Origin of the sequence: Alcaligenes sp. GCM10023179 (assembly GCF_042653705.1) — a bacterium.
Classification (GTDB): domain Bacteria; phylum Pseudomonadota; class Gammaproteobacteria; order Burkholderiales; family Burkholderiaceae_B; genus Alcaligenes; species Alcaligenes phenolicus.
The window spans coordinates 1,288,814-1,307,417 of record NZ_JBHSIQ010000001.1; the positions used below are offsets into that span (position 1 = coordinate 1,288,814).

20 protein-coding genes are annotated in these 18,604 nt (G+C 57.3%); 6 read left to right on the forward strand and 14 right to left on the reverse strand.

Going from position 1 to position 18,604, the window contains the following annotated elements; all coding sequences use genetic code 11:
- Window positions 1-215 precede the first annotated feature (215 nt).
- The 8 genes from ACFPDR_RS05730 to radC all read right to left on the reverse strand — a co-directional run bounded on the left by ACFPDR_RS05730 (window position 216) and on the right by radC (window position 9,526).
- Complete coding sequence (locus ACFPDR_RS05730) at window positions 216-1,634, reverse strand: MATE family efflux transporter (protein WP_115633905.1); 1,419 nt, start codon at window positions 1,632-1,634, stop codon at window positions 216-218.
- A gap of 9 nt (window positions 1,635-1,643) precedes the next feature.
- A complete protein-coding gene (locus ACFPDR_RS05735; RefSeq protein WP_376910792.1) occupies window positions 1,644-3,404 on the reverse strand; it encodes an ArnT family glycosyltransferase in 1,761 nt (586 codons plus the stop codon).
- Between the two features lie 135 nt (window positions 3,405-3,539).
- Complete coding sequence (locus ACFPDR_RS05740; RefSeq protein WP_009456467.1) at window positions 3,540-3,806, reverse strand: type B 50S ribosomal protein L31; 267 nt, start codon at window positions 3,804-3,806, stop codon at window positions 3,540-3,542.
- Window positions 3,807-4,158: 352 nt separating this feature from the next.
- Complete coding sequence (locus ACFPDR_RS05745) at window positions 4,159-5,484, reverse strand: MFS transporter (protein WP_302356933.1); 1,326 nt, start codon at window positions 5,482-5,484, stop codon at window positions 4,159-4,161.
- Between the two features lie 28 nt (window positions 5,485-5,512).
- Window positions 5,513-6,190, reverse strand: a complete 678-nt coding sequence (locus tag ACFPDR_RS05750) for an aspartate/glutamate racemase family protein (RefSeq protein WP_060186922.1) — start codon at window positions 6,188-6,190, stop codon at window positions 5,513-5,515.
- A 38-nt stretch (window positions 6,191-6,228) separates the two neighbouring features.
- Complete coding sequence (locus ACFPDR_RS05755) at window positions 6,229-7,647, reverse strand: MFS transporter (protein WP_137430166.1); 1,419 nt, start codon at window positions 7,645-7,647, stop codon at window positions 6,229-6,231.
- Window positions 7,648-7,918: 271 nt separating this feature from the next.
- Window positions 7,919-8,761 (reverse strand): MurR/RpiR family transcriptional regulator, encoded by an 843-nt coding sequence (locus ACFPDR_RS05760; RefSeq protein WP_009456462.1) that lies wholly within the window; start codon window positions 8,759-8,761, stop codon window positions 7,919-7,921.
- A gap of 93 nt (window positions 8,762-8,854) precedes the next feature.
- Window positions 8,855-9,526: a RadC family protein gene (radC, locus tag ACFPDR_RS05765; protein ID WP_022983307.1), complete on the reverse strand. Its 672-nt coding sequence runs from the start codon at window positions 9,524-9,526 to the stop codon at window positions 8,855-8,857.
- Window positions 9,527-9,575: 49 nt separating this feature from the next.
- Here radC and ACFPDR_RS05770 point away from each other — a divergent pair, with 49 nt between their 5' ends.
- The 6 genes from ACFPDR_RS05770 (at window position 9,576) to ACFPDR_RS05795 (ending at window position 14,856) form a co-directional block, all read left to right on the forward strand.
- On the forward strand, window positions 9,576-10,052 hold the full coding sequence (locus ACFPDR_RS05770; protein ID WP_230940668.1) for an FKBP-type peptidyl-prolyl cis-trans isomerase: 477 nt from the start codon (window positions 9,576-9,578) through the stop codon (window positions 10,050-10,052).
- Complete coding sequence (gene ispH, locus ACFPDR_RS05775; protein WP_115633902.1) at window positions 10,052-11,023, forward strand: 4-hydroxy-3-methylbut-2-enyl diphosphate reductase; 972 nt, start codon at window positions 10,052-10,054, stop codon at window positions 11,021-11,023. The genes ACFPDR_RS05770 and ispH overlap by 1 nt, the downstream gene beginning before the upstream one ends.
- A gap of 33 nt (window positions 11,024-11,056) precedes the next feature.
- Window positions 11,057-11,704 carry a maleylacetoacetate isomerase gene (maiA, locus tag ACFPDR_RS05780; RefSeq protein ID WP_115633901.1) on the forward strand — a complete coding sequence of 216 codons (648 nt, stop codon included), beginning with the start codon at window positions 11,057-11,059 and terminating at the stop codon, window positions 11,702-11,704.
- A gap of 117 nt (window positions 11,705-11,821) precedes the next feature.
- Window positions 11,822-12,697 carry an NAD(P)-dependent oxidoreductase gene (locus tag ACFPDR_RS05785; protein WP_035272561.1) on the forward strand — a complete coding sequence of 292 codons (876 nt, stop codon included), beginning with the start codon at window positions 11,822-11,824 and terminating at the stop codon, window positions 12,695-12,697.
- A 78-nt stretch (window positions 12,698-12,775) separates the two neighbouring features.
- Window positions 12,776-14,230 (forward strand): YdgA family protein, encoded by a 1,455-nt coding sequence (locus ACFPDR_RS05790; protein ID WP_035272563.1) that lies wholly within the window; start codon window positions 12,776-12,778, stop codon window positions 14,228-14,230.
- A 248-nt stretch (window positions 14,231-14,478) separates the two neighbouring features.
- Window positions 14,479-14,856: a translation initiation factor gene (locus ACFPDR_RS05795; protein ID WP_137430170.1), complete on the forward strand. Its 378-nt coding sequence runs from the start codon at window positions 14,479-14,481 to the stop codon at window positions 14,854-14,856.
- A gap of 7 nt (window positions 14,857-14,863) precedes the next feature.
- Here ACFPDR_RS05795 and ACFPDR_RS05800 read toward each other — a convergent pair whose 3' ends face one another.
- From ACFPDR_RS05800 to rsfS, 6 genes are all read right to left on the reverse strand, one after another.
- Window positions 14,864-15,634: a MipA/OmpV family protein gene (locus tag ACFPDR_RS05800; protein ID WP_009456452.1), complete on the reverse strand. Its 771-nt coding sequence runs from the start codon at window positions 15,632-15,634 to the stop codon at window positions 14,864-14,866.
- Window positions 15,635-15,765: 131 nt separating this feature from the next.
- Window positions 15,766-16,068 (reverse strand): hypothetical protein, encoded by a 303-nt coding sequence (locus ACFPDR_RS05805; RefSeq protein ID WP_376910797.1) that lies wholly within the window; start codon window positions 16,066-16,068, stop codon window positions 15,766-15,768.
- Window positions 16,069-16,089: 21 nt separating this feature from the next.
- A complete protein-coding gene (dsbG, locus tag ACFPDR_RS05810; RefSeq protein WP_321387176.1) occupies window positions 16,090-16,863 on the reverse strand; it encodes a thiol:disulfide interchange protein DsbG in 774 nt (257 codons plus the stop codon).
- Window positions 16,864-17,013: 150 nt separating this feature from the next.
- Window positions 17,014-17,625: a Maf family protein gene (locus ACFPDR_RS05815; RefSeq protein ID WP_026483047.1), complete on the reverse strand. Its 612-nt coding sequence runs from the start codon at window positions 17,623-17,625 to the stop codon at window positions 17,014-17,016.
- 24 nt (window positions 17,626-17,649) lie between these two features.
- Window positions 17,650-18,120 carry a 23S rRNA (pseudouridine(1915)-N(3))-methyltransferase RlmH gene (rlmH, locus tag ACFPDR_RS05820; protein ID WP_009456141.1) on the reverse strand — a complete coding sequence of 157 codons (471 nt, stop codon included), beginning with the start codon at window positions 18,118-18,120 and terminating at the stop codon, window positions 17,650-17,652.
- Between the two features lie 73 nt (window positions 18,121-18,193).
- Window positions 18,194-18,598: a ribosome silencing factor gene (rsfS, locus tag ACFPDR_RS05825; RefSeq protein ID WP_009456142.1), complete on the reverse strand. Its 405-nt coding sequence runs from the start codon at window positions 18,596-18,598 to the stop codon at window positions 18,194-18,196.
- Window positions 18,599-18,604: the final 6 nt, after the last annotated feature.

Consider the following 18,604-nt stretch of genomic DNA (forward strand, 5'->3'; position numbering starts at 1 on the left):
AGCCTTGTCTTGCTAAAGCGGTAAAGAAAACGGGACCCGTTGAATAACTGGCCCCGTTTTTTTTGTTTGTGCTTTCACGGTTTGGCTTATTTTGGCCTTAGGCTTCTACTGCTGAGCAAAGAGCAAAGAGCAAAGAGCAAAGAGCAAAGAGCAAAGAGCCGCTGGATGTCTGAGTCTGCCATGGAGCTGAATGCCAGCAGCTCATGCTTTGCTTGTTAGGACGCCCGCGCCTTGCGTCTTGCCGGATTGTAGATACGTAGAATATGGCTGTACCAGAACAGCAGCAGCAAGGCCGAGGCCCCCAGGCCCAGGCTGGACATGGTCCACAAACTGGCCGCACCCACAGGCGCACCCGGCGCCAGCCACTGAATGACCCCTTCCAGTGATCCGGCTGCCGGTCCAAACCCTAACCACCAGCCACCACCCAAGCCCAGCACGCTCAAGGCAAAAAATTGCAGCAGCATGGGGACAAAAGCCACTTTATAGGCGCGCAGCAGATAGGAAATCAGGCACTGGAACGCGTCACAAAAGTGGAAGAAGGGCAGCAGTTGCAGCAAGAGCAGGGCGCGCAGGGCCACGTCGGCATCGTCGGTATAGGCATGGGCCAAGGTAGGGCGCAGCAGAACCAGCAGGCTGATCGTCAACGTGACCCCCGCCAGCACAATCCCCAGACTTAACATTCCCACATGGCGGGCACGATGATATTGCCCGGCTCCAATGGCTTGAGCGCTGACCGAGGCCGCAGCAACACCCACGGCCATGGGCACCATAAAGCAGACAGCGGCCAGATTGGCCATGATTTGGTGTGCACCCGAAGCAAAGACCCCTTCGCGGGCTACCAGCAAAGCCATGAAGCTGAAGGCACAGATCTCGATCAGGTAAGAGCCGCCCATGGGTAGGCCCAGGCGCAGCAGTTCTTTCTGCGCCGTCCAGCTAGGCAGGCCCAGTCGCAAGCTAAAGGGCTTGTAGAAGCGGTCGGCGCGCAGCAGCCACAGGCCAGCAGCCAGCATTAGCCAGGAAACCACGGTGGTCGCCAGGCCCGAACCGACGGCTCCCATGGCTGGTAAACCGAATTTCCCGAAAATCAGCATCCAGTTGAACAGGGCCTTGAAGGCCACGCTGAACAGATTGATCAGCATGACGGCTTTGGGGCGAGAGGTTGCCGTGCCCAGGCAGTAAATCGTTCGGAAAACCAGGGAGGCGGGCAGGGCCAGAATCAGGCTGCGCAAATACCAGGTCACCCGGTCGTGAACCTCAGGGCTCAAATCGCCGGACCAGCTTAGCCAGATATTGGGAAAGGCCAGCGCCAGGGTGCCGATCAAGGTCAGCAACAGGGCCAGCCACACACCTTGCCCCCACCAGCGGCCTACTTCAGTCAGGCGGCGCGCGCCAAATTGCTGCGCAATGATAGGAATCAGGGCGTGGATGACACCCATCAAGCCAATAAAGACGGTGATGTAAATGGATACGCCCAGGCCCATGGCCTGCAAGTCGACCGGACTGCTGTGGCCGACCATAACGGTATCCAGCACCCCAAAGGCGATACCCGCCCAGGAGCCGACCAGCACAGGCCAGGCCTGACGCAGGATTTGGCCTGCCTGGCCTTTCCAGTTGTGATGAAACACGGAGGACATGATTGAAACTTACTGAGCTTGTACTCGCAGCAGACGGAAAGCCTCGTGACGATCTGGCCCGCGTTTACCTTGCCAGAGCTGGACCGCATTGTCAGGAATGGGGGCCTTGCCATCTTGCAGGTCGCGCAGGGAGAACTGTTCCAGCACCAAAGAGCAGCGGTTGTCGAAATTGATCTTGATGTTGTTAAACACCAGGAAGGAGGCTCGTTGTCCCGAACCCAGGCCCCAGGAGCGCAGGCATTCGCCGGGCTGCCTGTGTTCGCGCAGGGCGGCGGACAGTTCACCGGAGACGTCCCGGTAACTACGTACGTAGTCCAGCGAGGGCATCCACAGGGTAACCAGCAGGAGCCAGGTCGTAATCAGGCCACCTGCAGACAAGACCGTGCCGCGCAGCAGCCCTGGCGGGTTGGTGGACAGGCGCCAGCGTACCAGGGCGATCCAGGCCAGCGTACCCAGCGCAGCAATAATCATGACCGGCCAGGAGATAAAGGTGTCATAACCTTGAGTCTGGCGGGCGATATTGTGCGAAATCTGACGTGGCCAGCCGGTTTGTTGCGCAATCCAGCCCAGCCAGACTGTGGTTGCCGTCAGCGAGAAGCACATGATGGCAAACCAATCCAGCGTATTGACCACGCCACGCCGCAAGGTGGGCAGCGAGAACGCGGCCAGGACGGCGCAAGGTACGACCAGCAGGGCGTATTCGGGCTCGAAGGCATCGCGGATAAACAGCAGGCTCAGCAGCGGGACCAGCAGGCTGATGGCAGGCACATAAATATGTGGGGCCTTGAACCAGCTGCGCCACTGCCACAGTGCCAGCAGTGCCAAAGGCCAGGTCGGCCAGAGGAACCACAGCAAGTCACGCAGATTATTCAGTTGTTCCTTGAAACCCGCCCAGCCCCAGGCGGCCAGATGCCACAGACGCCACTGTTCAGTCCAGTACACGCTGACGCGTTTGGCGGGAATCCACCAGGCCATGATGATGGCCAGGGTCAGGACGGCACTCAGGGCCAGCCATTGGTTGTGCTGACGCAAGGGGCCGCGTGGAATGAAGCACAGGACGGTGGCCAGCATGATGGGGCCCGCGCCCAGCCAGCCACGGGTCAGGAAGCAGGCGCCCAAAGACAGGCCCAGCATGATCGCACCGGAAGCGGGACGGTCAAACATGCGCACCAGGCTGTACAAAGCCAGAGCCTGGAAGGCAATGATGGCTGGCACTTCCGAGGTTTCGTGCATACGCCAGAGGATGCCGACCGTGGCTACCGTCAGCAGCAAGGTGGCGTCGGCAATCATGCGCCCATAGGCCGTGGGCGAGGGCTCGCCCCCAAAGGGCAGGCGCAGCGGTTGGGCCTCAGGGCGTCGAGCCAGCCAGTAGGCGCTGTGCCAGACCGAAGCCGCCAGCATGCCGAACCACAGCAGGTTAGGCAGTCGGGACGCCACAATATTGGCGTTCAGCTCGGAGGTAAAGAGCTTGAGCAGCGGTGCAAACAGCGTAATGAACAGGGCACCCAGCCAGGTGGTCAGCGGCCCGTCCTGGGCATGTGCCAGATCGCCCACCTGCGGCAACAACAGGGCCTGACCGCTGGGATCTGACAAAGCGGTAAGCATGGTTGCCAGCCCGATGACATCGTCTGCCTTCCAGGGATCACGGAAAAACAGACCCGCAAGAATGTAAATAGTCCCAACGACCAGCAGGACCAATCGGGGAAGTTTGACGGCAGCGGTAGCAGTCAGGCGAGCAGGGGTAGAGGTGGGTATGAGGCTGGATGACACGTCTAGGGTAAAACAGTCTGTTGATTCGCCCTATCTTAATGCAAAGGGGGCGCCTTGGCCGGGAAATGTGCGGTAAAAAAAAGGCAGCCGAAGCTGCCTTTTTTGCGCTGAACGCGGTATGCCGAGAAAGAGAGCTTATTCGCCTTTCTTGACGGTACCAGCCGTACGGGCAAAACGGGCGCGGAATTTTTCAACGCGGCCAGTTTCCACGATACGGGTTTGAGCGCCCGTGTAGAAGGGGTGCGACTCGGACGTCACGTCACACTTGAACAGCGGGTAAGTCTGACCGTCTTTTTCGGTGGTTTCGCGAGTCTGGACAGTGGAACGGGTGATAAAGGAGTTGCCCGTTTGCAGGTCCAGAAACACCACGTCACGGTATTCTGGGTGAATGCCTTCTTTCATGATGATTCCTGTTTTAACAAATAAGGACCGCCAGCAAGGCACGTATTTACAAAAATAAAGCTGCGCAGGGCAGATTTCCAATCTTGTAAGTACCGGCACTAAAAAGCTAGAGGGCTGTTTTTTTAACCGGGTTTGGGTTTTGACATCCTGCCCGATTGAATAATGCCTAAAGACTTTTTGCCACGTATCCGATGAAGCCTGAAATTTTAGCATTGAGCCGCCGCTTTTCAAAGAAAACTCCATCAAAGCGCGGCACAAGTGCAACAAGGAGCCGCCTAATGATAGGCCTCAGGTCTCGAAACCCGGAGATTGTCAGGGTTCGGGGCGTCTTGCTTGATGGTCGATAAGGTCGTCAGTCGATCTGTTTGCGCTTGCGGAAAGACAGAATCCAGATGCCGACCGCCAGCTCAAGTGCCGCAATAATCCACAAACCGCTTTGGAAATTACCGCTGGCGTCTTTCAGGGCACCCAACATGAAGGGCGCGCCAAAGCCGGCCAGGTTGGCGACCGAGTTGATGAAGGCCACGCCAATAGCTGCTGCCGAGCCTGCCAGAACGGCGTTAGGCAGTTGCCAGTACACCGGAATGCAACCCATGGTGCCGGACACGGCAATAATCAGGCTGATGAAGGCCATGGTCGTGTTGTTGCCCAGGAAGAGTCCCACGCCTGCCAGACCGACTGCGCCAATGATGACGGGAATTCCTGTATGCAGACGGGCTTCGCGTCGACGGTCGGCACTAAAACCCAGCGCCAGCTGGAAAATCGCCCCAAAGACATAGACCAGGCCAACCAGCAAACCAACTTGCAGCGGGTCGGTTGGCCCTAGCGAGCGCACCAGGGTGGGGGCAAAAAAGGCCAGTGTGGAGTTGGCCGCCACGATGCCAAAGAACATCAGGGTCAGGGTCCACAGATCGGTATTGCCCAGGGCTTTCTTGAAACTGTGCTCGCGTGGGCCTGCAGCCTTGGCGTCCAGCACCAGCTCCTGCTTGATCAGGTCTTTTTCACGCTGGCTTAACCAACTGGCTTTTTCCGGACTGTCCACGATGAACATCACCGCCAGAATACCCGCGAAAATTGTGGGCAGGCCTTCCAGCAGAAACAGCCATTGCCAGCCGGACCAGTCATTGACACCATCCAGGCGCGTCATGATGAAACCGGCCAGGGGCGCGCCCACAACCGAAGCCACTGCCGAGGCAGAAATAAAGACCGCAAAGGCTTTGGCGCGTCGATGGGCCGGGAACCAGAAGGTCAGAAACAGCAGCACGCCGGGCTGGAAGCCCGCTTCAAAAGCCCCGAGCAAAAAGCGCATCACATAAAAGTAAGCGGCTGTTTTGGTAAACATCATCAGCACGCAGATCAGCCCCCAGCCAAAGGCGATACGGGCCAGGGTCTTGCGCGCACCAATACGCAGCAGCAACCAGTTGCTGGGTACTTCAAAAAAGAAGTAGCCCAGAAAGAAGATACCAGCGCCTATGCCGTAAACCGTTTCGGAAAACCCCAGTTCGGGCTGCATTTGCAGCTTGGCAAAACCAATATTGAGCCTGTCTATCCAGGCCAGCATCCAAAGCAAGAAGATGAAGGGCAAAATGCGCCACATCACTTTCTTGTAAATCTGATCCAGTTCTTGCTTGCTGGCGGATAAAGCCTGACTTCCGTGCGCAAGGGTGCTGCTTGTCATGGGGTGTCTCCTTGTGTGGTACAGCGTGTTATGGCTGATCTGGGGGCAGGCGCTCGGCCATAAGCTCGCAGGCAGCAATGATGGGATTGATCACCGGCACAGCCAGCCTGCTTTGCAGGGCCTGGGCGCTTTGGGCCAGTGGGCCGCCGCCGATGATGACGGCGCGGGCACCGTCCTGTTCGATACATGCCGCGACGCTATCGGCCAGTTCCTGATCCTGACGATCAGGGGCCTGGGCCAGATCCAGTGGGGCGGTAGGGGTCAGGCGCAGGCCGGAGAATTGTTCGCTCCAGCCATAGCGCTGTACCTGATCCAGAATGGATTGCTCCAGACCGGGGGTGGTGGTGGCAATGCCAAAAGGCGTGCCTGCTCGGGCAGCCAGCACCATGGAGGCCTGACCGATGCCGATGACCGGAACCGTGAGGCGTTCAGTCAGGGATTGCAGGCCGGGATCTCCAAAAGCGCCGACGATGACGCCATCAACGTCTTGCGCCTGGGCTAGCACCTGCGGGTGCCTGGATATGGCGGCGGCCTGCTCCAGTTCTTCCATTTCGGTCAACATGCCTGGTCCCTCAGGGGCGGTCAGCCCCCGGACCTGGATGTCGCGGCGCTGCAGGCTCTGGAAACAAGCCTGGGCAAGCGCCACCATCATGTCCGTGGTGGGACGGGAAGTATTGGGGTTGATGAGCAGTACGGTATGAGACATAAATACAAGGGCCGCAGCAAGGCGGCTTTTTAAGTGAATCAGGTATCCAGGGGGCGACCAAAGGTTTCGGGCGCCAACTGCAGGACAGCGGCAAAGGTGATGTACATGCCCGCCATCAAGGTGAACATGCCGGCTACACCGTAGCCTTCCAGCACCCAGCCGCTAAGCGTAGGGATAAAGGCGCCCGCCAGGGTGCCCAGCGCCAGAATGAAGGCGGTGCCAAAGGCGCGGACGCGGGTGGGATACAGTTCGGGGGAGAAAATCCAGATCGTGGTGTTCAGCAGCAGCACGCAGAACTGGAAAGCAGCACCGAACAGCAGCACCAGGTAGATATTGAAACTCAGGAAGCCAAAGGCCAGACCGCTGGCGCAAGCCAGTAACGCTCCGTAGGTGAAGACGCGCTTGCGAGGCACGCGGGAGCCCAGGTAAGAGGCGGTCAAGGCACCCAGCAGGCTGCCCGACTGCATCAGGATTGTGAAGGTATAGCTTTTCACCAAAGAATAGCCTTGCTCCACCAGCAGGGTAGGCATCAGGGTCAGAACCGTCAGCTGTGCGCCATAGGTCATGCACACGGCAATGCCGGTCACCAGGGTGCGCATGGCCAATGGGCCTTGAAAAATCTCGTTCAAACGCACCCGCTCTGCTTTTTGTGCCTGCGGGCCGCTGTGCAAATAAGGATAGGGATTGGCAACGTGACGGCCCAGCTTGCCCGAGGCCAGAATATTCAAAACCTGATTGGCCTCCTCGATACGCCCTTGCGACACCAGGAAACGGGGCGTTTCAGGAATGTAGCGACGGTAAAACAGCACCATGAAGGCAGGCATGACCAGCAGGCCAAACACCCAGCGCCAGCTTTCAGGGCCGGGAAAGAGGGTGAAGACCAGCAAGCCGAAGGCCGGGGCCAGCATATTGCCCAGACCGCCACCTGCGACGTTGATCGTGCCGACAGCCGTGCCGCGAAAACGCGAGGAACAGAACTCGGCCAGCATGGTGACGGCAATCGAGATTTCGCCACCCAGACCAAAGCCGACAATCATGCGACCCAGGCCCAGTACCCAGTAGCTGGGGGCCAGGGCGCAGATCAGGGCGCCCAGCGTGAACAGGGCCAGATTGATGGTCAGCATGACGCGGCGACCGTAGTGATCGGCGATATAGCCGGACAGCAAACGCCCCAGGGCGGCAGCAGCGAAGGTCAAGGTGTTCAGAAACCCCACATCACGAGGCGTCAGCCCCCAGTGTTCCTGCAGCAGCGGGCCGACCAGGCCCACGGCATTTTGCTCGAGCACGTCAAACAGGACGCCCAGCAAAATCAGGGCCAGCACTTTGCGGTGCGAGTTGGTGACGCCTATGGTTTCCAGCGAGTTTTCCAGTTGCTGCTGAACCGTGTGATTGTTGGCCGTAGAACTGGCCTGTACCTGCCCGGTATCGGCTGGCAAGGTTTGCTGCTTGCTAGACATGGTTTCTCCTCGTTTCAGGGCGTGTATGAGCCCAGCATTATTTTTTCAATCATTATTGGTATGAAAAAATATTTTCAAAACTAGGGTAAACGAGAAAGATTTTGCAGTGTCTGCAGATTGTCGGAGCAGGGCGTTGATATACAAGGATTTTTAATAAAAAAAAGGATCATCGCCGTTTGCGTATGATCCTTATCTGATTCCAGCCATGAAACTTCTGGGCTGGCTTGTCTACGGAGTGCCTGATATGGGCCTGCAATACGAGAGTAGCGGTCTACAGCTCCAGAAAGCTGTCGTGGAAAGCCTCCACCAAGCCTAGATGACGACGCCCGGCAGGACCGGCCTGATCCATCACCTGGCTCAGGATCAGATGGCACAGCCCGATCACCGCCACGTGGTTATCCAGCACACCAGGCGATTGGACATCACAGCGCAGAGTCCAGCGACAAGCACTTTTCTCCGGGCTGAGCTGGTCAGTGATGTGCAACACATTCGGGTTCAGCTGCGCCATCTGCCCAATCAGCTGATCCATATTGCGCACCCGGCGACGCAGGGCAAAAATCACCACGACATCGTCAGCGTGTATGCCTGCCAGATGTTCCCCCATGGTCTCGCCAGGGCCGGGAATCAGTTGAGCCTCAGGGACGATTTGCAGCAACTGCCAGCGAAAGTAATTGGCCAGGGCATGGCTGGATCGAAACCCGAGAACCCATACTTTGCGCGCACCCAGAATGGCCTGGGCGATTTCTTTCAGCAACGAGTCGGGGATGCGTCTATAGGTAGCGGCCAGGTTGTTCTGACTTTGCTGCAAGTGTGTGGCCAGCGAGCGCTCGGCTTCTGTTTCAGTGGCTGCCAGCAACAGGGGTGAACCTGCTTTCTTTTCGGAGCGCACTTGTTTGCGGGCGGCCTCGTAATTGCTGTAGCCCAGGCGTCGAATAAAGCGGGTGACCGTCGCATTGGACACATTGGCCAGGGAGGCCAGCTCCGAGGCGGTGTAGCCGGCCAGGTCGCCCGGAAAGTCCAGGGCAAATTCCGCCAGACGTCGCTCTGATGGGGATAGATCGTGAAGAATGTCACGTACGCGTCCAACAAAGGACTTGACGGCGGGATCAGACATGGCGCTCCGTACTCTTGTAGTGTGTTCTGGATTTTACGGGGAAGCTCATGGAACTGTATCAAAAATAAGGTGGCATTCACCGCCCTGAACCGTCTATAGATCTCCGCGCTCGGCCATGGAGACAGTCTGGCTGGGCGTGACAATAATGTGGTCCAGCAAGCGTATATCGACCAAAGCCAGTGCCTGACGAATGTGCCGGGTCAGCCGGATATCAGAGGCGCTGGGATAGGCGGCACCGGAAGGGTGATTGTGCGCCAGAATAATGGCACAGCTGTGGTGACGCAGGGCGGCGCGCAAAATCTCCCGTGGGTAGACTGAAGCCTGGTTGACTGTGCCCCGGCTGATCTCCTCGGCGCAGATCAGTCGTAGCTGATTGTCCAGAAACAGGGCCAGGCAATGCTCCACAGGCAAATGTCCAATATGGGCCAGACAATATTCGCGCACCTTGTCCGCCTGGTTCAGCACCGGCAAGTCCGTGAGTGATTCCAGGGCACAGCGGCGTTGCAGTTCCCGGATAACCAACAGTTCCGCACATTTGGCCGGCCCGATTCCGTCCAGTTGGCGCAGGGCAGATGCATCAGCCGATAATAATCCTTTGAGTCCGTTAAAATGGTCCAGCAACATCTGGCCCAGCTCGACAGCATTGCGCCCGCGTGTACCGGTGCGCAGGACAATGCCCAGCAGTTCCGGGGTGCTCAGACAGGCAGGGCCGTGCGCCAACATGCGCTCACGGGGCCCTTGGCGGCGTAAAGTGGATGTGGCCATAAGAAACGCTAAAATGCGGTAATTGAATGATTTTCTATAGTGAGCGATCGTGAGTAACTCTGCTAGTTCCGAGCTTGGAATTGTCCGTCAGGATTCCTACCTGACTTTGCACTATCGTATAGAGCTGGCCAGTGGCCCGGCGGCAGGCTCTGTATTTGCGGATACCTTTACGGGCCGCCCGGCGACCTTGCAACTGGGCAATGGTCAGTGGGCCCCCGGTATGGAAGAGAAACTGCTGGGTCACCGTGAAGACGAGCGCTTTCAGCTCGACATTACTCCCGAGGATGCATACGGCGCCCGTAATCCGGACCTCTTGCAGCGCATCACTCGCGAAATGCTGGCCAGCAACGCCGCCGAAGGCGCGGAATTCGTGCCCGGTGATATGGTTGAGTTTGCCGCCCCTAATGGCAGTCGCTATTCGGGCGTGCTCAAGGAAATCGACGACAAGACCGCCTTGTTCGATTTCAACCATCCTTTGGCCGGTGTGGCTTTGCGCCTGGATGTTCATATTTTGGGGATTCTGTAATGAGTCAAGCTACTCCCGTTCAGAACGCTGAGGTTGTTCTGGCCCAGCCCCGTGGATTCTGTGCTGGGGTCGATCGCGCGATTGATATTGTCGAACGCGCTTTGGAATTGCACGGTGCACCAATCTACGTGCGCCATGAAATCGTCCATAACCGTTACGTGGTGGAAGACCTGCGCAATAAAGGGGCGATCTTTATTAAAGAGCTGGACGAGGCTCCCTCGGGTGCAATCGTTATTTTTTCGGCTCACGGCGTATCGCGTCAGGTGCGTGACGATGCCGAAAAGCGTGGCCTGAAAGTCTTTGACGCCACGTGTCCGCTGGTGACCAAAGTGCATATCGAGGTCTCTCGCATGCGCGCCGAAGGCCGGGAAATCATCATGATTGGTCACGTCGGACACCCTGAAGTCGAGGGTACGCTGGGGCAGGCTGATGGCGGCATGTACCTGGTGGAAACGCCCGAGGACGTCGCCAACCTGAAAGTGGCCGATCCCGACAAGCTGGCCTTTGTGACGCAAACCACCTTGTCCGTGGACGATGCGGCAGTTGTGGCCCAGGCCTTGCGTGAACGCTTCCCCAATATTGTGGAACCCAAGAAAAGCGATATCTGTTATGCCACACAGAACCGTCAGGATGCGGTCAAGATCATGGCTCCTCAGTGTGATCTGGTCCTGGTGGTGGGCAGTACCAATAGCTCCAACTCCAATCGTTTGCGCGAAGTCGCCGAACGCAAGGGGGCTGAAGCCTATCTGCTGGATAAACCGGAAATGATTGATCCGGCCTGGCTGATCGGTAAAAAGCGCGTGGGTGTGACGGCCGGCGCTTCTGCTCCGGAAGTTCTGGTGAATCAGGTGATTCAGCGCTTGCAGGAACTGGGCGTAGGTAAAGTGCGGGCCCTGGATGGTGTGGAAGAAAACATTGCCTTCCCGCTGCCCCGAGAGCTGTCGCGCAAGATTGAAAGCCTGAACAAATAAAAAACGATTTTTGCAGGGTGGACAGGAGACAAGATGATTCTGTATAGCTACTTTCGCAGTTCCGCTGCTTACCGGGTGCGGATTGGTCTGAACCTCAAGGGTCTGAACTACCAGATCAAGCCTGTACACCTGCTCAAGGATGGTGGTCAGCAGCATCAGCCCGATTATGTGCAGGTCAATCCCGTGCAACTGCTGCCCGCTTTGGATGATGATGGTCTGATCATTACGCAATCCCTGGCCATCCTGGAATATCTGGACGAACGCTATCCTGAGCTGCCTTTGCTGCCCAAAGCGTCGGCAGAGCGGGCCTGGGCACGTTCCATGGCCCAAACCGTGGCTTGCGATATTCATCCGCTGAATAATCTGCGCGTGTTGCAGTATTTGAAAAACGAACTGCACGCCCAGGAAGATGCTCGCAATCAATGGTATCGCCATTGGGTCAGCGTAGGGTTGGAAGGCCTGGAAGCCTTGGTGCAGCGCCATGGCAAAAAAGATCATGATTTTATTTTTGGCGATACTCCTGGTCTTGCCGAAATCTGCCTGATTCCTCAAATGTTCAATGCCCGTCGTTTTGACATTGATCTCAGCATATTTCCACGCCTCTTGGCTGTGGAGGAAAAATGTCTGGAGCTGTCCGCCTTTCAGGAAGCGGCCCCCGACCGCCAGCCCGACGCGGCTTGAGTATCAGCATAAGGGCGGTCCCTTGTTGGGCCGACCAGACTTCACCCGCCTGACAGGCGGGTTTTTCTTGCCCCGTTTCAATTGGCTGGATGATGTTGGGGGCGTAAAGGACGAGACATGAATATTGGTTTTTGTGGTTTGGGCCGTATGGGTCAGCCTATGGTGCGCCGCTTGTTGAATGCCGGTCATCAGGTTCGTATCTGGAATCGTTCCAAGGACAAGGGGCAAGCCCTGATCGAAGCCGGTGCTCACTGGTGCGATACCCCGGCGCAAATGGCCGAGCAGTGCGAAGCCGTGTTCCTGTGCGTCTTCGATGCGCAGGCGGTGCACGACACGGTCCTGGGCGAGCAGGGCCTGGCATCGGTACAGGGAGCCTTGCGGATTGTGGTGGACCATTCCTCGATTCCTCCACAGGCTACACGCGAGATGGCTGCCCAATTGCAGCAACGTTGCGGGGCTCATTGGCTGGATGCTCCGGTATCCGGTGGTGTAGGCGGAGCAGAACAAGGCACGCTGGCCATCATGGTGGGCGGGCAGGCGGCGCAGCTGGATCGTGTTCGTCCGGTGCTGGCCGCGTATTCGCAGCGCGTCACCTTGATGGGGGCGGTAGGGGCCGGCCAAGTAACAAAGTTATGCAATCAGACCATTGTGGCCACCACCTTGACCGCTATCGCCGAGGCCTTGAGCCTGGCCAATGACAATGGCGTGGACGCCTCCAAAATCAGTGAGGCCCTGGGGGGTGGTTGGGCCGATTCGGTTTTGCTGCAATTGTTCGTGCCGCGCATGACTACGCCCGACAATCAAGTAAAAGCGTCGGTCGATACCATGTTGAAGGATTTGAATACCGTGGCGGAGCTGGCCAGTGCCAGTCACACCAGCATGCCAGTGGCTCATGCAGCCCAGCAAACCTATCGTGCGGCCCATCGTTTGGGCTTGGGCGCAGACGATGTCGCTCGCATTACGCATGTGAATAGTTACAATTACGGGGAATAAACTACCATCAGTCAAACTTAGTTTCGGTATTATGTCGGCTATTTGAAGTTGGGACTGTAGGTCTACAAAAGGGAAGTCATGAAGAAAAGTACAGGGCTGGTCACACTGGTTGTCGTGTTAGCGGCCGCATACGGCGGTTCGACCTGGTACACCGGTAAGAAAACTGAAGCGCTGGTGGGTGAGAAAGTGGCCCAGTTCAATACCCTGGCTGCCGAGCAGATGCAGCAAATGGGCATGAGCGAGTCGGTCGTCATGAACGTGGTGGACTACCAACGTGGCGTATTTTCCTCTACTGCTCGTTACACCATCACCATCAAGCCTTCCGACGCTGAAGAGAAGCCTCTGGAGCTGACTTTTGATGACAAGATCAGCCATGGCCCGCTGCCTATGTCGGCAATGGCTCTGGGCAACTTCACCCCTGTTGCCGCCTTGTCGCACAGCACTCTGGTCAAGACCAAAGACACCGAAGGCTGGTACAAGCTGACGGGCGACAAGACTCCTTTGTGGGCGGACAGCCTGGTCGGTTTTGACGGTGCCGTGGACTCCAATGTGCATTTTGAAGCCATCAAGCACCAAGGCGACGAAGTCAAAGTAGACTTCAGCGGCGGTCAATTGCGCACCAAAGCCGGTGGCAAGAGCAAAGATATTGTTGTGACCGGCAGCTTCCCCAAGCTGTTTGTTGATGACATCAGCGCAGATCCCTTGAAGCTGGAAGCCTCCAACTTCGTGGTGGACTTCAAGCAAGACGGTGACATCAATGTCAGCGGCACCCAGGTCGGCAAGCTGAGCGTCGATGACGTCAAGATGCAATCTGCCGAGACCGATGGTATTACTTTCAAGCAGATCGCCATCAATTCCGATGCGGTCACCAAAGACTCCGTCAGTGATACCAAGGTTGTTTACGCGCTGACTGATCTGGTGTTTGAAGACAAGGTCAAGCTGGGTTCGGTTGAGCTGTCGATGAACTTTGACCGCGTTTACGCACCTGCAATCTCCGCCCTGTCCAAGTTGATTTCCGATTCCAATCTGCAAAACGATATGGACTCGGTAGATGGCCCAACGGCTCAGAAGATGATGGAACTGGTGCTGCAGGCGCTGGAGCACAAACCTGTGCTGCGTGTTGAGCCTCTGCGTTGGTACACCGCCGCTGGCGAGTCCAAAGCCACACTGCGTATGGACTTCCAAAAGCCCAATGCGACTTTGCAAGAGCTGCAAACCAGCCCTGAAATGTGGATCGAAGCCATTCCTGCTGCTCAGCTGGATGTTCTGATTTCCAAGCCCATGCTGCGTGGCCTGGCTGCCGATATGGACAAGGCTGAAGGCCTGTCGCCTGAAGAAGGCAATGCTGCCATGCTGGACATGATTCTGGATGCGGCTGTCGCTCCTTACGCTGAATCCAATATGGTCAAGAATGACGAGAACGGCATTTCCACGGCCATCAAGTACGACGGCAAGGATCGCGTGTTCGACATCAACGGCCAGCGTTTCACTTCCGAGCAATTGCTTGGTCTGGTCCTGATGGGCATGATGTAATTCGTCTGGGCCTGGTCCAGCGTAAAGCCCACCGAAGTTCGGTGGGCTTTTTTTTACTGTCGGGCCGTCCCAAGGCTCGGCGCCCCCGGTAAAAAGCCCCCTTGGGGATGAGCCCGGACACAGTAGTCCATTGCGGACTGCTGTGTGCCTGGCGAATCCGAGCGGCATGCAAGCCGCGAGGTGGAGCGCAAGCCAAAGGCGCAGCGTGGGGGCCTTTTTTATTTAATCAGCGAAGGGAGCCAGGTTTTATGGCCAGCTTATCGGATCAGCTGTCTCGGCTGGTGTACAGCACGGAACAAGGGCGTATGTGTCCTGATTGCGGGCAGCCACAAAAGCAATGTCGTTGCGAGGAGAATCGGCGCGAGCAAAGCCTGTCTCAGACTCAGGGGCCGGTGCGCTTGAGTCTGGAAACCAAAGGGCGAAAAGGGAAGGGAGTGACCGTGGTAACGGGCCTGGTGATGCCCGAGGAGCAGCTCAAGGCGCTGGTCAAGGAACTGAAGAACGCCTGTGGAGCGGGCGGGACGCTGAAAGAGGGAACGCTGGAGATTCAGGGCGATCATCGAGCCGTTGTGCAGGCACGCCTGGAGCACAACGGCTTGACGGTCAAGCGGGTCGGCAGACCCTGACAGGAATTTAGAAGCTGTAGCCCAAGCCTACGCCACCAAAGACGCTGCTTTTCTTCTCGACTAGCGGGCTGTCTTTGGCCTCTTCACCCAGGGTGTTCACGCCTAGCAGACCTTGCAGGGACCAGCTTTCGCTGATCTTGTGGGTGTACTGGCCGTACAAAGCATAAGAGCGCAAACCAGCGTCAGGGCGGTAGGTGCGCAGTTGTCCATTGCTGCCAGCAGCTTCATGCGACTTCACGCCAAAATAGGTGCGCATGGCTTTTTCGTTGGACCATTTCAATTCGGCACCCAGCGAGAAGCTGCTGTCCTGATCGTTCCAGAGGCGGTAGCTCAAATCCAGAACGGCCGTGGCGCCATAACCGCTTTTCAGTGCCTGGTAGTAGCTGCCTTCAATCTTGGCATTGCCCAGTTGGTAAGCAGTAAATACACCCAGATTGCCGTGACGATCAATATCATCAGTTCCGTACAGGCGGTCGGCATCACCGGATTTACGGGCACGGGCCAGAGCGGCGTAAGTACCGATAGTCCAGTTGTCTGTCAGATTGGTTTGCAGACCGATGGCAGGCATGCCTGCTTTGGGAGCCAGGAAAAAGTGGCCGTTACGGTGCGAGAGCAGCGGGTAGAAACGGCCGTCGTAGCTGTCAGCCCCTTCGTACTTGGGGGCAAAGCCAACACCGACACCCACGGTAGTTTGCTGTGCAAGTGCCTGGCTGGTTCCTAAAGCACATAAAGCCAGTAAAAGGCAGGGACGCAGAGCAGAACGGACGAGGGTGGGCATGACGGATTCCTTGTGATACGGGTAAAAACAGGCCCGCTTGTCGCGAGCTTAGCTATCGTATCAAGGTTTGGGCGGGGGCAGGCAGAATCATGACCGGCCAGTATGGTCTGTTGTTCTGGCCCTACACCCCATCAGGCTCGAATGTAAATCCAGTTTTCCGTCTGTAGTTTCACCAGGGCGGTGATGGCCCCTTGCTCCAAGGTTTGGAAGCGTTCTGGCGCACTGAGGGACTGATTGCGCAGCGTGTTGGGGCACAGGTAGGTGTAGGCGTCGCAATCGTGTTCCGCGCCTTCTACGCAGGCTTTAACGGCCTGCGCATTGGCGATGATGCGAATCTGGGCATCCGGTATGTCCTTGAGCAAGTTGCGCGCATTGCTGCGGGCACGCTCCAGGGCATGGGCAGTGGGGGCATGCAAGAGAACACGAGTGCTCATGAATAAACGTCCTGCTTGAAATTAGCGTGGGCCAAAAACGCGTTCGGTAATGTCGGGTGAAGCGCCGGTCTGCATTTGAACGCGACCTTGCTCATCCTGCCAGACCATGGCGGGGGTGGCACGCAAATCCCAGCCCATCATCAGATCTTCATTGCGGGTCAGATCGGCTTCAATATCATTGGGCACACTGTCCAGGCCTTTCACACCGGCACTGCGATCTTTCAGCATGGCCAAAGAGTGCTCGTTCAAGGCCTTGGTGGGGTCTTTGGCGGCCAGGATGGCAGCCGATTTCAGGCTGCTGCTGGGGGCCAGAATGCCCACCATGACGTGGCGCAGCTGTACTTTGCCGGACTCAACCCAGGGGCGAGCCATTTGCCAGAACTGCATGCAGTAAGGGCAGTTCGGGTCGGTAAAAACGTAGACCACGCGTGGCGCCTTGTCGTCGCCATCCTTGATCCAGCGGGATTTTTCCAGCTTGCCCAGCATGTCCTTGGCAATGGCGGGTTGCACCAGTTCGTCCAGACCGGCCGGGCGTACCTCTTCACCCTTGGCATCGATCATGGTGCCCACCATCATGTGCTGCCCGTCGGGCAGGTTATAGATGGCCAATGCGCGATTCCCGCTATACGCACCCCAGGCTTTCAGGCCACCGGGAGCATCAAACTCGCCCACAATGGATAGCCCTTGCTCTTCCAGGGCCTTCAAGGCAGCGGGGCGGTCGGCGGCTTGGACGACGGTGCTGGCGCACAGTAAACCGGCCAAGGCAAGACGGATCGAAAAAGAGGAAAGCGGCATGGTGGTTAATCCTGCAAAACAGTCGGTGAATGTATATATCCAGAAAATATATACTAAGATCCAAATGGAATAAAAGAATGGGACTAGACCTTGCCTGGATAGTTCCCCATTCCTGTTCTGATCAGGTTGTTTCTCTGTATTAGCCGGTCTTTAGGCGCGGATCTTCAGATTGGCCAGTTCCAGCAAGCGGTAGGTTTCGTGAACAGGCAAGCCCATTACGCCGGTATAGCTGCCACTCAAGTGGCTGATAAAAGCACCGCCCAGACCTTGAATGCCATAGGCTCCCGCTTTACCCATAGGCTCGCCGCTGGCGCAGTATTCCGCAATTTCTTGTTCGTTCAGCGTTTTGAAGCTGACTTCGCTGATGCTGATACTTTCAAACTCCACACCACCTACGCCCAGGGACAAGGCGGTCATCACTTTGTGACGGCGGCCCGAGAGCTCGCGCAAGATACGTGCGGCATCGGCCAGATCAGCAGGTTTGCCAAATATGGTCTCGTCCATGCAGACCGTGGTGTCGGCACTCAAAATAGCGCGCTCCTGATCCAGACTGCTGTCCTGTGCTCGCCATTCCAGGGCGCGCAGCAGCTTGTCACGGGCCGTGCGACGGACATAATCCAGCACCGCTTCCTGTTCCAGACGCGGTTCATCCTCGCCCGGAGGGCTGGGCACATGCAGGACTTCATGAGTGATCTGGATGCTGTTGAGCAGATCGTGGCGACGTGGACTGGCTGAGGCCAGATAGATGGGCTGAAAAGGCATAAGAAACCAGGACTAAAAGAAGGTTCAGGCGCGGTGGTAAGGATGCCCGGTCATGACGGACCAGGCGCGATACAGTTGCTCGGCCAGAAAGATACGTACCAAGGGGTGGGGCAGGGTCAGGGAGGACAGACGCAACATGCCGTGGCAGCTTTGCTTGAGTGCCGCATCCAGTCCGTCCGGGCCACCGACCAGAATGGCAATATCCTGACCGCTGCTGCGCCAACGCTCCAGCTCCTGAGCCAGCTTGACGGTGGTCAGGTCCTTGCCGCGTTCGTCCAGGGCGATGCGCATCGCCTGGGCGGGAATGGCCGCTTCAATGCGTTTGGCCTCGGCCTGCATCATCTGGGCAGGCGTCTTGCCGCTGGTACGGGGTTCGGCCTTGATTTCGCGCAGCTCGATGGCGCAGTCCTGGGGCATGCGGCGAGCATATTCCTGCCAGCCTTGTTCCACCCAGTCGGGCATGCGCTGACCTACCGCGATGACAATGAGTTTCATGAAATGTCGTAAAAGAAAAAAGGCCGCATCGTAAGCTGCGGCCCGGGTATTGCCGACAGGACAGAGGAAGGGTTTAGTCTTCGTCTTCGTCGGCGCTGGCAAAAAAGCCAGCCGGTGGAACCTGGCGCGATTGCGGCAGCAGTTCCACTTCGACAGGGCGCTCGCCCCAAAGTTCTTCCAGGTTGTAGTACTGGCGGATGGCTGGCTGCATGCAATGCACCACGATGTCACCCAAATCCAGCAACACCCATTCGCCGGTGTCTTCGCCTTCATGGGCCAGGACTTCGACCTTGTTTTGGCGGGCCTTGTCAAACACGCTCTGGGCCAGAGCGCGGGTTTGCCGGTTGGAAGTACCACTGGCAATGACCACACGATCGAACAGGCCGGTCATGTGGGTAGTGCTAAAGACCTTGATGTCTTGAGCTTTGACGTCCTCGAGGGCATCGATGACGAGTCGTTGAAGTGTTTCTATATTCATAAAAAG

Bases quoted from the DNA above. Each gene is read 5' to 3' on its own strand.
- ACFPDR_RS05795 (WP_137430170.1), top strand. From the start codon at position 14,479: ATGGCCAGCTTATCGGATCAGCTGTCTCGGCTGGTGTACAGCACGGAA.
- ACFPDR_RS05805 (WP_376910797.1), bottom strand. From the start codon at position 16,068: ATGAGCACTCGTGTTCTCTTGCATGCCCCCACTGCCCATGCCCTGGAG.
- ACFPDR_RS05760 (WP_009456462.1), bottom strand. From the start codon at position 8,761: ATGTCTGATCCCGCCGTCAAGTCCTTTGTTGGACGCGTACGTGACATT.
- ACFPDR_RS05745 (WP_302356933.1), bottom strand. From the start codon at position 5,484: ATGACAAGCAGCACCCTTGCGCACGGAAGTCAGGCTTTATCCGCCAGC.
- radC (WP_022983307.1), bottom strand. From the start codon at position 9,526: ATGGCCACATCCACTTTACGCCGCCAAGGGCCCCGTGAGCGCATGTTG.
- dsbG (WP_321387176.1), bottom strand. From the start codon at position 16,863: ATGCCGCTTTCCTCTTTTTCGATCCGTCTTGCCTTGGCCGGTTTACTG.
- ACFPDR_RS05740 (WP_009456467.1), bottom strand. From the start codon at position 3,806: ATGAAAGAAGGCATTCACCCAGAATACCGTGACGTGGTGTTTCTGGAC.
- ACFPDR_RS05755 (WP_137430166.1), bottom strand. From the start codon at position 7,647: ATGTCTAGCAAGCAGCAAACCTTGCCAGCCGATACCGGGCAGGTACAG.
- maiA (WP_115633901.1), top strand. From the start codon at position 11,057: ATGATTCTGTATAGCTACTTTCGCAGTTCCGCTGCTTACCGGGTGCGG.
- ACFPDR_RS05730 (WP_115633905.1), bottom strand. From the start codon at position 1,634: ATGTCCTCCGTGTTTCATCACAACTGGAAAGGCCAGGCAGGCCAAATC.
- ACFPDR_RS05790 (WP_035272563.1), top strand. From the start codon at position 12,776: ATGAAGAAAAGTACAGGGCTGGTCACACTGGTTGTCGTGTTAGCGGCC.
- ispH (WP_115633902.1), top strand. From the start codon at position 10,052: ATGAGTCAAGCTACTCCCGTTCAGAACGCTGAGGTTGTTCTGGCCCAG.
- rlmH (WP_009456141.1), bottom strand. From the start codon at position 18,120: ATGAAACTCATTGTCATCGCGGTAGGTCAGCGCATGCCCGACTGGGTG.
- ACFPDR_RS05815 (WP_026483047.1), bottom strand. From the start codon at position 17,625: ATGCCTTTTCAGCCCATCTATCTGGCCTCAGCCAGTCCACGTCGCCAC.
- ACFPDR_RS05750 (WP_060186922.1), bottom strand. From the start codon at position 6,190: ATGTCTCATACCGTACTGCTCATCAACCCCAATACTTCCCGTCCCACC.
- rsfS (WP_009456142.1), bottom strand. From the start codon at position 18,598: ATGAATATAGAAACACTTCAACGACTCGTCATCGATGCCCTCGAGGAC.
- ACFPDR_RS05785 (WP_035272561.1), top strand. From the start codon at position 11,822: ATGAATATTGGTTTTTGTGGTTTGGGCCGTATGGGTCAGCCTATGGTG.
- ACFPDR_RS05800 (WP_009456452.1), bottom strand. From the start codon at position 15,634: ATGCCCACCCTCGTCCGTTCTGCTCTGCGTCCCTGCCTTTTACTGGCT.